Annotated in this window: 10 protein-coding genes; 5 read left to right on the top strand and 5 right to left on the bottom strand. The window is 74.3% G+C overall.

The features are described 5' to 3' along the window. Both NH602_RS21945 and NH602_RS21950 read right to left on the bottom strand, forming a co-directional pair. A partial coding sequence (locus NH602_RS21945) for a hypothetical protein (RefSeq protein WP_253068786.1) occupies window positions 1–301 on the bottom strand: 301 nt, incomplete at its 3' end. Between the two features lie 302 nt (window positions 302–603). Continuing rightward, the gene (locus tag NH602_RS21950) at window positions 604–864 is read right to left on the bottom strand and encodes a chorismate mutase (RefSeq protein WP_149663792.1); all 261 of its coding nucleotides are present in this window, start codon (window positions 862–864) and stop codon (window positions 604–606) included. A 315-nt stretch (window positions 865–1,179) separates the two neighbouring features. On the opposite strand from NH602_RS21950, the gene NH602_RS21955 reads away from it, so the two are divergent. Further along, on the top strand, window positions 1,180–3,633 hold the full coding sequence (locus tag NH602_RS21955) for a UvrD-helicase domain-containing protein (protein ID WP_253068787.1): 2,454 nt from the start codon (window positions 1,180–1,182) through the stop codon (window positions 3,631–3,633). Between the two features lie 3 nt (window positions 3,634–3,636). On the opposite strand, the gene NH602_RS21960 is transcribed toward NH602_RS21955, so the two are convergent. The 3 genes from NH602_RS21960 to NH602_RS21970 all read right to left on the bottom strand — a co-directional run bounded on the left by NH602_RS21960 (window position 3,637) and on the right by NH602_RS21970 (window position 6,469). Beyond that, on the bottom strand, window positions 3,637–4,254 hold the full coding sequence (locus NH602_RS21960) for a DUF1707 domain-containing protein (RefSeq protein WP_100878706.1): 618 nt from the start codon (window positions 4,252–4,254) through the stop codon (window positions 3,637–3,639). A gap of 49 nt (window positions 4,255–4,303) precedes the next feature. Beyond that, window positions 4,304–5,092, bottom strand: a complete 789-nt coding sequence (locus tag NH602_RS21965) for a peptidoglycan DD-metalloendopeptidase family protein (protein ID WP_253068788.1) — start codon at window positions 5,090–5,092, stop codon at window positions 4,304–4,306. Between the two features lie 402 nt (window positions 5,093–5,494). Continuing rightward, window positions 5,495–6,469 (bottom strand): triacylglycerol lipase, encoded by a 975-nt coding sequence (locus tag NH602_RS21970; protein WP_253068789.1) that lies wholly within the window; start codon window positions 6,467–6,469, stop codon window positions 5,495–5,497. 261 nt (window positions 6,470–6,730) lie between these two features. Here NH602_RS21970 and sucC point away from each other — a divergent pair, with 261 nt between their 5' ends. From sucC to NH602_RS21990, 4 genes are all read left to right on the top strand, one after another. Then, on the top strand, window positions 6,731–7,921 hold the full coding sequence (gene sucC / locus NH602_RS21975; protein ID WP_301549002.1) for an ADP-forming succinate--CoA ligase subunit beta: 1,191 nt from the start codon (window positions 6,731–6,733) through the stop codon (window positions 7,919–7,921). A 3-nt stretch (window positions 7,922–7,924) separates the two neighbouring features. Further along, on the top strand, window positions 7,925–8,809 hold the full coding sequence (gene sucD / locus NH602_RS21980) for a succinate--CoA ligase subunit alpha (protein WP_253068790.1): 885 nt from the start codon (window positions 7,925–7,927) through the stop codon (window positions 8,807–8,809). A gap of 160 nt (window positions 8,810–8,969) precedes the next feature. Continuing rightward, window positions 8,970–10,295 carry a DUF5336 domain-containing protein gene (locus NH602_RS21985; RefSeq protein ID WP_253068791.1) on the top strand — a complete coding sequence of 442 codons (1,326 nt, stop codon included), beginning with the start codon at window positions 8,970–8,972 and terminating at the stop codon, window positions 10,293–10,295. A 77-nt stretch (window positions 10,296–10,372) separates the two neighbouring features. Then, window positions 10,373–11,080 (top strand): DUF6350 family protein (locus NH602_RS21990; protein WP_374210245.1); only part of this gene is annotated, 708 nt, incomplete at its 3' end.

Raw genomic sequence — 11,080 nt, forward strand, 5'->3', positions numbered from 1 at the left:
CGGCCGCGGCGCGGGGCTGCGGGAGGTCGATGTCCGGCCAGCCGCCCGGGGCACCCGCGGCGGCGATGTCACCGGCCGACGCGGCGTCGGCGGCCGCACCGTCGGCCACCGGGGGACGCCCCTCACGGCGCAGCAGGTCACCGACGGACAGGACGGGCCCGGTGAGCGGCCCCGCACCGTCGGAGGACGCGTGGGATGCACGCGAGTGACGCGCCAGCAGTTCGGCGACGCTCACCACGTCGCGGGGCCCGGTGGCGCCGGGGGCGCCGGGGAGCGGGGCTCCGGCAGGTGTGTCGGTCACGGCCGCACGTCCTCCTTCGGGTCATTTCGACCCGGGAAGATGTACCGGAAAGAGCCCTCTATCCCCAAGTGATCACACTCCGCTCGTCGCAGGTCACCCGATCGGGTGGTTCCCGTTCATCGGCCGTATCCGACCGCTCGGCCTGCTCGTTGCCTCGCAAGGCAACCATTGCGCAAGCCTGCCCCGACCTGAACCCCAGGTGGGGCCCGTGTGGGCGTGTCGCCCTGTGTACTGCGCGTGAATCGCCGAGCGGTCGCCGCTCCGGCCCCCGTCGCCGGGCGCGACCGGGTGTCACACGGTCGTCAACGGCCGCCGAGACGTCCGCGGCCCAGCCGCAGCAGCATCATCGCCAGCTCGCGGCCCTCGGGGCCGAGGTCGGCGAACCGGTCCAGCACCGCCATCTCGCGGCTGTAGACGATGCGCGGTCCGCCCGCGGCCATGCGGGCGGCGCCGATGCGCTTCGAGACCTCGGTGCGGCGGAGGATCGCGTCGAGGATCTCGGCGTCGAGCCGGTCGATCTCCCGGCGCAGCTGTTCGATCTCGGGGTCTGCTCCGGTGCGCACCTCGGTGCTCGTGCCGGAGCTCGGCTGCGGGGCTGCGGGGTCGGTCACGGTCATGGTCTCCTCGTCTCGGTCACGGGCCGTCGGGACCGAGGACATACGAACGCCCCGGGTCCGTCGGACTCCGGGGCGTGCGGGTGGCGTCTGGGCTCAGACGAGCGGCGCAGCGGGAACCGGGGTCCGGTACCCGTAGCGAAATCGCCCGTCGTGAGCCACGCGGCGAGTGTAGACCACCCGGCGCACCGGGCCGCCGTGGTTTCCGGGACCGGCGACGCCGGAGCGGGGTCGTCGGACCCCCGGCGTACCGTGTTCGACACGATGAGTGCGCTGTTCGAACTCCCCGGGACGGGCCCCGCCGCCGCCGCCGCCGAGCCGACGACGGCCCAGGGCCGCCGCCTGCTGGACGGCCTGAACGACCGCCAGCGGGAGGCCGTGACGCATGCGGGTTCACCGCTGCTGATCGTCGCCGGAGCGGGGTCGGGGAAGACCCGCGTGCTCACCCACCGGATCGGCTGGCTGCTCGCCGAGCGCGGGGTGCACCCCGGCGAGGTCATGGCGATCACCTTCACCAACAAGGCCGCGGCCGAGATGAAGGAGCGCGTCGACGCCCTCGTCGGACGCCGCTCCGGGCCGATGTGGGTGTCCACCTTCCACTCCATGTGCGTGCGGATCCTCCGGCGCGAGGCCAAGCACCTCGGCGTGCGCAGCGCCTTCTCCGTCTACGACGCCGACGACACCCGCCGCCTCGTCGGCATCGTCGGGCGTGACCTGGAGCTCGACCCGAAGAAGTTCGCCCCGCGCGCACTGGCCGCCCAGATCTCCAACCTGAAGAACGAGCTCGTCTCGCCGGACGAGGCCGCCGAGCGCGCCGCCACCGACCACGAGCGGCGCATCGCCGAGGTCTACGGCGTCTACCAGTCGCGGCTGCGCCAGGCGAACGCCTTCGACTTCGACGACCTGATCATGGAGACGGTCTCGCTGCTGGACCGGCTGCCGGCCGTCGCCGAGTACTACCGGCGCCGCTTCCGGCACGTCATGGTCGACGAGTACCAGGACACCAACCACGCCCAGTACGAGCTGGTCCGCCAGCTCGTCGCGCCGGCCACGGCGAACGGGCGTCCCGGCGAGCTGTGCGTCGTCGGTGACTCGGACCAGTCGATCTACGCCTTCCGCGGCGCGAACATCCGCAACATCATCGAGTTCGAGCAGGACTTCCCGGACGCGCGGACCATCCTGCTGGAGCAGAACTACCGCTCGACCCAGACGATCCTGTCCGCGGCGAACGCGGTGATCGCCCGCAACCCGGAGCGGCGGGACAAGCGGCTGTGGTCCGACTCGGGCGACGGCGAGCGCGTCGTCGGCTACGTCGCGGACAACGAGCACGACGAGGCGTCGTTCGTCGCCCGCGAGATCGATCGGCTCGTCGACACCGGCGAGTACCGCAACTCCGACATCGCGGTGTTCTACCGGACCAACAACCAGTCCCGCGTCTTCGAGGACGTGTTCCTGCGGGTCGGGCTGCCCTACAAGGTCGTCGGCGGGGTGCGGTTCTACGAGCGCCGCGAGATCCGCGACGCGCTGGCCTACCTGCGGGTGCTGTCCAACCCGGAGGACACGGTCAGCCTGCGCCGGATCCTCAACGTGCCCAAGCGCGGCATCGGGGACCGGGCCGAGGCCGTCGTCGCCGAGTACGCCGAGCGCGAGCGCACCTCGTTCGCCCGCGCGCTGCGCGCCGCCGCCGAGGAGCCGCAGCGGCTTCCCGCCCTGGCGACGCGCTCGCAGAAGAACATCGCCGGGTTCGTGCGGATGCTCGACGAGCTGCGCGAGCTCGTCGAGCGCGGCGACGACACCGCCGAGGTCCTCGAGGCCGTCTACGCGCGCACCGGCTATCTGGAGGAGTTGCAGGCGTCGGAGGACCCGCAGGACGGCACCCGGATGGACAACCTCGCCGAGCTCGTCACGGTGGCGCGGGAGTTCGCGGGGGATGCCGCCGTCGCCGACCTGGCGTCGGACGGCGGGGCCGCGATCGGGTCCGGTGCCGCCCCCGACGACGGGGCATCCGACGGCGCGGCCCCCGAGGGCGAGGCCGACGCCTACGACGACGCCCCCGACGGTGTCCCGGAGCCCGGCTCGCTGGCCGCGTTCCTGGAGCGTGTCGCGCTCGTCGCGGACGCGGACTCCATCCCCGACGACGACTCCGGCGTGGTCACGATGATGACCCTGCACACGGCGAAGGGCCTGGAGTTCCCGGTGGTCTTCCTGACGGGCTGGGAGGACGGCATCTTTCCGCACCTGCGCACCCTGGGGGACCCGAAGGAGCTCGCCGAGGAGCGCCGGCTGGCCTACGTCGGGATCACCCGCGCGGAGAAGCGGCTCTACCTGTCCCGGGCGATCGTCCGGTCCGCGTTCGGGCAGCCCAGCACCAACCCGGCGTCGCGCTTCCTCGACGAGGTGCCCCCGTCGCTGCTCGACTGGCGGCGCACCGAGGAGCAGCTCGCCGCACAGCGGCCGTCGGCGCCGGTGGGGCGGTTCGGGTTCGGGAAGCGGCCGCAGGCGACCGACCGCGGGAGCTGGAAGGTCCCGGAGAGGTCGCTGAACAACCAGTCGCTGCACCTCGACGTCGGGGACCGGGTCAACCACGACAAGTACGGCCTGGGCACCGTCGTCGCGGCCGACGGCATCGGCCCGCGCGCGACGGTGACGATCGACTTCGGCTCGGGCGGGACGGTCCGGCTGATGCTGATCGGCGGCGTCCCGATGCAGAAGCTGTAGACCTCAGTCGTCGTCGCGGTCCTGCGTCGCGGCCTCGGCCGGGGTCAGCACCTTCACCGACCCGAACGCCCCGACGACGTGCACGTCCACCGCCCGGTCGCCCGGCGCGGCGCACGCCGTCGGGCAGTCGGTCGAGCCGAACACCGTGAACCCGGAGACGTCCGCCCGGACGCCCTCGGGCACCACGACCTCGACCGAGCCGAACAGCAGCACCCCGCCCACCCGCGGGGCATCGGCCTGGACCCCGATCGTGCGGGACCCGAACACCGTCACGCCGTCGGTCAGCGGCAGCACCTGCGACCCGCCCCAGACGGCGGCGACGACCAGCGCGGCCGTGGCGAGGATCCCGCCGGCGCGCCGCCCGGCGGCCGCGGCGAAGTCGCCGGTCGGTGCCGGAGCCGGGAGGGCCGTGGTCGGCGCCTGCTCGACGGCGGCGGTGCCGGCCGGGAGGTCGCGGGTCAACGGCTCCAGGTCGGCGCGGGTGCGGGCCGCCCAGGCCTTCGCCGAGCGTTCCTCGTACTCGGGCAGGGACAGCCGTCCCTCGCCGTGCGCGCGCTGCAGCCGGGCGTCGACCGCCCGTCGCTCGCCGTCCCCCACCCGGTACGCCGACTCGTCCGCCACCCGGCCATTCTGGACCGTCCGGGCGGGGCCGGGGAGCGGCGCCCGCCGATCAGGCGTCGCGCGAGCCCGTCGCCGCGGTGACGTCGAGGCCGCGTGCGGCCAGCCACGGCAGCGGGTTGATCTTGGTGCCGTCCGGCTCCCACACCTCGAGGTGCAGGTGCGGGCCGGTGGACTGGCCGCGGTTGCCGACCTCGGCGATCTCGTCGCCGGCCTTGACCTGCTGGCCCTCCTGCACGAACGAGCGGTTGATGTGGCCGTAGACGGTGCTGGTGCCGTCGGGGTGCTTGAGCACCACCCACATCCCGAAGCCGCTGGCGGGGCCGGACTTCTCCACGACGCCGTCGGTCAGGGCGAAGATCGGGGTGCCGATCGGGGCGGCGAGGTCGATGCCCTTGTGCTGCACGCCCCAGCGGGCGCCGAAGCCGGAGGTGAACCGGCCGGCCGTCGGCATGACCAGTGCCTCGCCGTTGTACATGACCGCCTTCGGGGCGCCGTGCGACATCGCGGTCGTCACGGCCCGCTCCAGCTGGGCGGCCTCGCGGCCCATCCGGGCGGCCTTCGTCAGGTTGGCGACGTCGACCTTCGAGGTGGAGTCCAGGTCGGGCAGCGACGCGGCCTGCGCGGAGAGCTGCTCGCCGCCGATCGCGGAGGTGTCCATCGGGGCGGTCGTGTCGGCCGGGCGGGTGTCGCTGGACACCGGCAGCATCGCCGAGGCGGCGAGCCGGGCGTAGGACTCCTCGACCGCGGCCTCACCGCCCCAGCCGGGCACCCCGAGGGCACCGGCGACCGTCTGACCGGCCGCGACCAGGGCGCCGCCGGCCGCCGCGGCGACGGTCACACGGGTACGCGAGACCACCGGCGGGGGAGCCGGGAGCGCCGGGAGCCGGTGACCGACCGGCGGCACAGGGGGGAGCGTGCCGGGCCGGGCCTCCGGTCGCGTGGCGCCGCTGGGGAAGCGGTGGCGCGACAAGACTGCCCTTCTGGTGTTCAGGGCGCCGCGGACCGTTCGGCGGTGATCGTCGGAGTGGGGGCTCCGTCGGGGGATGGCGTCGTTCGGGGCGACACCGATCACCGTGACCGGTCCGTGACGTGGACAACGCGACGGTAACCCGGGCCCCGCCGAGCGGCAACGGCGGCCCGCCGCGCGGTTGCGGACGGTCGTGGATCATCGACGACCGGTCGGGCGGTCGGCGACGCGACGGCGAACGGAGGGTCCCGTTCCCCCGCCCGGACCGGACGCTCAGGCGCCTTCGGCGGCGTGCCGGCCGACCAGCCGCAGCGACCCGCGCAGCCGCTGGTCGCGCACCCGGTCGTGCTCGCGCCGCTCCGCCTCCCCGCGGGCCAGCGTGCTCGCCACGAAGTGCACGGTGCGCCGGTCCACCGGCAGCGCGAGATGGCCCACGTCGTCGAGCTCCAGCTCGGTGACGTCGAGGTCCGGGTGACGCAGCCGGGAGTTCCGCTGCGGGACGATGATCTCGTCCATCCGCGACCAGACCACCAGGAACCGGGTCCGGCAGCCGGGGGCCGGTTCGTCCAGCTCGCGCAGGATCGCGGAGCCGGGGCAGAGCTGGCGGCACAGCGGCAGCGGTGCGATCCGGGCCAGGTTGCTGCCCGAGTGCGGGCTGCCGAGCGTCGCCAGGGTGTCGACGACGGCGTCACCCCCCATCCGCTGCACGTAGTAGCGGGCGATCACCCCGCCGAGGGAGTGCCCGACGATGTGCACCCGGTCCGACCCGGTGGCCTCGCGCAGCCGTTCGACATGGCCGCGCAGCTCGTGCGCCGCGGTGCGGACGTCGTCGGTGAACAGGCTGTAGTTGATGGCGTGCACCACCCCGAAGCCGCGCCGGCGCAGCTCGTGGGCGAACACGGTGAACACCGAGCGGTTGTCCATGATGCCGTGGACCAGCAGGATCGGCGTCCCGGCGGCGGTGGGGTCGGCGACGACCAGGCTGCGCTTGACCGGCGGCAGGCTGTCGGTGCGCCAGTGGCCGTGCGGCCGGACGGTCTCCTCGGCCAGCCCGATCGGGTACAGCGCCAGGTGCGCGGCCAGCCAGGCGCCCTCCAGCGCCAGCCCGCGCAGTCCCGCACGCGAGGTGAAGGTCCGCGCGGCGTAACCCGCCGCCTGCCCGAGATCGGACGTCGCGGCCGTCACTGTCGACAGCGCCCCGTCGGCGATCGCGCGCAGGCGAGCGCCTCCGGGTAGCGACGTCGCCATGTCCGAAAGGTAAGGCAGGTCACAGGATTCCGCTGTGTCGCGAGACGATCGGTGGCCCCGATCACTCGGTCGGTCGATCTGAATCGAGCACTGCGCCGACGGGGTGACAGCGGTCACCGGCCCAGGTCAGGACCGGTGCGCGCGGCGTGGCTAGGCTCCCCGACGCAGCATCACCGACGTCCGCGACCGCTGCCGCCCGCCACCTGTGCGGGGCGCGCCCGGAGAACGAGCCGGGGTCGCGCCGGTCGCGGCGAGAGCGAAGTGGAGCGGGAGAGCCGAGTGGACCTCTACGAGTACCAGGCGAAGGACCTCTTCGCCGCGCACGGAGTCCCGGTGCTGCCGGGCCGGACCGTGGACAACGCCGCCGACGCGGCGGCCGCGGCGGCCGAGCTGGGCACCGCCGTCGTGGTCAAGGCACAGGTCAAGACCGGTGGTCGGGGCAAGGCCGGCGGCGTGAAGCTGGCCGAGAACGCCGACGAGGCCAAGGAGAAGGCCGAGGCCATCCTGGGCCTCGACATCAAGGGCCACACCGTGCACCAGGTCCTGGTCACCGAGGCCAGCGACATCGCCGAGGAGTACTACTTCTCCTTCCTGCTGGACCGGTCCAACCGCACCTTCCTGGCCATGTGCTCGGCCGAGGGCGGCATGGAGATCGAGCAGCTGGCCGTCGAGCGCCCGGACGCGCTGGCCCGGATCGCCATCGACCCGATCGCCGGTGTCGACAAGGCCAAGGCCGACGAGATCGTCGCCGCGGGCAAGATCCCGGCCGCCGTCGCCGACGAGGCCGCGAACGTGATCGTGAAGCTCTGGGAGACCTTCGTCTCCGAGGACGCGACGCTGGTCGAGGTCAACCCGCTGGTCCGTGACCCGCAGGACAAGGTGATCGCCCTCGACGGCAAGGTCACCCTGGACACCAACGCCGACTTCCGGCACCCGCAGCACGCGGACCTGGTCGACGAGCGCACCGAGAACCCGCTCGAGGCGAAGGCCAAGGCCAAGGGCCTCAACTACGTCAAGCTCGACGGCGGCCAGGTCGGCATCATCGGCAACGGCGCGGGGCTCGTCATGAGCACCCTCGACGTCGTCGCCTACGCCGGCGAGGCGCACGGCGGGGTCAAGCCCGCCAACTTCCTCGACATCGGCGGCGGCGCCTCGGCGCAGGTGATGGCCGACGGCCTGGACGTCATCCTGGGTGACGACGAGGTCAAGAGCGTCTTCGTCAACGTCTTCGGCGGCATCACCGCCTGCGACGCGGTCGCCAACGGCATCGTCGAGGCCCTCAAGATCCTGGGCGACGACGCGACCAAGCCGCTGGTCGTCCGCCTGGACGGCAACAACGTCGAGGAGGGTCGTCAGATCCTCGCCGACGCGAACCACCCGCTCGTCACCGTGGTGGGCACGATGGACGACGCGGCAGCCAAGGCCGCCGAGCTCGCGAACGCTGGAGCCTGAGACATGTCGATCTTCCTCAACGAGAACAGCAAGGTCATCGTCCAGGGCATCACGGGCGGCGAGGGCACCAAGCACGCCACCAAGATGCTCGCCGCCGGGACGAACATCGTGGGTGGTGTGAACGCCCGCAAGGCCGGGACCACGCACACCATCGGCGACAAGGACGTCACCGTGTACGGCACGGTGGAGGAGGCGATCAAGGAGACCGGCGCCGACGTGTCGGTCATCTTCGTCCCGCCGAAGTTCGCCAAGGACGCCGTGATCGAGGCCGTCGACGCCGAGATCCCGCTGGCCGTCGTCATCACCGAGGGCATCCCGGTGCACGACTCGGCGTACTTCTGGGCGCACGCGGTCGCCACGGGCAACAAGACCCGGATCATCGGCCCGAACTGCCCCGGCATCATCTCGCCCGGCAAGTCCAACGCGGGCATCATCCCGGCGAACATCGCCGGCGCGGGCAGGATCGGCCTGGTGTCGAAGTCCGGCACGCTGACCTACCAGATGATGTACGAGCTGCGTGAGTTCGGCTTCTCCACCGCCATCGGCATCGGCGGCGACCCGGTCATCGGCACCACCCACATCGACGCCCTCGAGGCGTTCGAGGCGGACCCCGAGACCGAGGCCATCGTGATGATCGGTGAGATCGGTGGCGACGCCGAGGAGCGCGCCGCGGACTTCATCAAGGCCAACGTCACCAAGCCGGTCGTCGGCTACGTCGCGGGCTTCACCGCCCCCGAGGGCAAGACGATGGGCCACGCCGGCGCGATCGTGTCCGGCTCGGCCGGTACCGCGCAGGCCAAGAAGGAGGCCCTCGAGGCCGCCGGTGTCAAGGTCGGCAAGACGCCGTCCGAGACCGCCGCGCTGATGAAGGAGATCCTCTCCGCCTGATCGGAGATCGGGTCGCACGTCCGACGCGCGGGCCCCGGGAACTTCTCCCGGGTGCCCGCGCGTCGTGCTGTGTGCACCAGGTGCGCCTCACCCGGCCGTGTCGGGGGCATCGGCTAGCGTGCGGTGCAGCGAGTCCGTCCGTCACACGGGAGTGGTCGTCATGTCGAGCAACGAGCCCGGGTCCGTCCAGGCTCCGGAGCAGGCCGCGCCCGCTCCGACGGTGCGGGTCGCCGTCCTGGCGGGGGCCGTGCTGGCCCTGCTGGCACTGGTCCTGACCTTCTTCGACGTCACCACCGGGCTGTTCCCGGTCGCGATGGTCGTCGCCGGTGGCGTCGCGGGCGCCCTGACCCTGTTGCCCGGCACCGGGCGCACCCTGGTCGCGGGCGTGGTCCTGTCGACGACGGGGGCGCTGACGATGCTGCTGCTCCTGGCCGGCACCGGCACCGGGGCGGTCGGCGGCACGCTCGGCTGGGTCGTGTTCGTGGTCGCGCTGCTCGCCGCCGCCGCACTGCTCTACGCCCAGCTCCTCCTGTCCGGCGTCGTCCCCGCCCCCGCGCCGCGGGCGCAGCGCCCGTCGCACGTCGGGCAACCCGGCTGGGGCCCCGGCCCCGGCCAGGTCCCGCCGGGCCGGCAGCCGCCCTGGATGCCGCAGCAGCCCTACGGCGCGGGCCAGCCGGGTGCCGCGGCCCCGTACGGTGCGGCCTCCGGTGCGACGCCCTACGGCGCGGACCCCTACGCCTCGGGCCAGTACGGCGCGAGCCCCTACGCCGCCCAGCCCGGAGCGGCCCCGTACGCCCCCGGCCAGCCGGGTGCGGGCCAGTACGGCGCGGGACAGTACGGCGCGGGACAGCACGTCGCGGGGCAGCCCGGTGCGGGACAGCACGGTGTCGCCCAGCCGGGCGCCGGCCAGTACGGCGCCGGTCAGTACGGAGCGGGCCAGTACGGCGCCGCCCACGGTGCGGCGCAGTCCGGTGCGGCGCAGTCCGGTGCGGTGCAGCCCGGCGCGGATCACGCCGGTGCCGCCGCGTACGGCGCCCCCGGTGCGGTGCCCGCGGCGTCGCAGCCCCCCGCCGGGCAGTACCCGGGGCAGTCCGGGGCCCACGGCGCGCCCGAGGTGCCCGGGGCACAGGACCGGACCGGCGACGACGCGGGCCGTCACGCGGTCGGCGGCGGCACCCCGCAGGCCGACGCGGCACCGCCCCCGCCGTCCGGCGCGGGCGGTGCCTTCTCCGGGGTGTCCTACGGCGACCGCGCCGCCGCGGTGACCGGCGCGCCGGGAGGCGAGCAGGCCCCGCCCCCGACCACCCCCTACACGGCGGGCGCGGGCGGTACCGGGGACGACGTGGGTGTCACCCGCCCCTCCGCGATCCCCGGCTCCGGCTCCGCCCCGGCGCCCGGCGAGCAGACCGAGCGCCCCGCGGCCCCGGCGTCCGGTGACGACGAGGCCACCCGCACCTTCCGGCCCGGCGGTGACGGCTCCGCCTGAGCGGAGGGAACCGTGGGCCCCGGCACGTCGCGGCGTGCCTTCCCCTCCCGGGCCGCGTTCGCTGCGACGCTGACCGGGTGAGCACCACCCCGCCCCGTCCCGCCCGCGGCCGCCCGGCCTCCCGGGCCCGGTCCACCGGGTCCGCACCGGAGCGGTCCCGCGGTGGGCGTGCGACCGCCGTCGCGGACCGGGAGCGGGGGCGCCGCCGCCCCGCCCGGACCCCGACGCGCGGTACCGGGACCGGCACCGGGCTGGACCGGCTGCGGATCCTGCTCGTGGCCACGATGGGCGCCGTCCTCGCCGGGTACACGATGCTCGTCCCGGTGGCGGCGCTGCTGACCGGCACCGGCGGCGTCGCGGTCACCGCGGACGGGGCACTCGCCACGGCCGTCCCGCTGTGGCTGGCCGCGCACCTCATCCCGGTCGCGGTGGACGGGCGCCCGTTCGGGGTGCTGCCGCTGTTGCCGACGCTGGTGGTCGTCGCGCTGGTCGCCTTCTGCTCGCGCTGGGCGGTGCTCCGCCTGGGCGGGCGGGTCCGGCACGACGCGGGCGCCGTCGTCGCGTCCCAGGCCGGGGCCGCCGCCGCGCTCGCCGTGCTCGCCGGCGCGCTGCTGCCGCGGGACATGGCCGTCACCGCCCCCTGGGCGTCGATGATCGGGGCCGGGCTGGTGGCCGGGGCGGCCGCCGGGATCGGCGTCGTCCACACCTGCGGGGCGCCCGCGGCCTGGAAGCGGGTGCTGGCGGGTTGGCCCGGCGCGGCGCTCGCCGGGGCCCGGGGCGCGGCC

Origin of the sequence: Pseudonocardia sp. McavD-2-B (assembly GCF_024124365.1) — a bacterium.
Lineage (GTDB): Bacteria > Actinomycetota > Actinomycetes > Mycobacteriales > Pseudonocardiaceae > Pseudonocardia > Pseudonocardia alni.

Excerpts from the sequence above, each read along its gene's own strand:
- NH602_RS21955 (WP_253068787.1), top strand. The coding sequence starts at position 1,180 with ATGAGTGCGCTGTTCGAACTCCCCGGGACGGGCCCCGCCGCCGCCGCC.
- NH602_RS21970 (WP_253068789.1), bottom strand. The coding sequence starts at position 6,469 with ATGGCGACGTCGCTACCCGGAGGCGCTCGCCTGCGCGCGATCGCCGAC.
- sucD (WP_253068790.1), top strand. The coding sequence starts at position 7,925 with ATGTCGATCTTCCTCAACGAGAACAGCAAGGTCATCGTCCAGGGCATC.
- NH602_RS21985 (WP_253068791.1), top strand. The coding sequence starts at position 8,970 with ATGTCGAGCAACGAGCCCGGGTCCGTCCAGGCTCCGGAGCAGGCCGCG.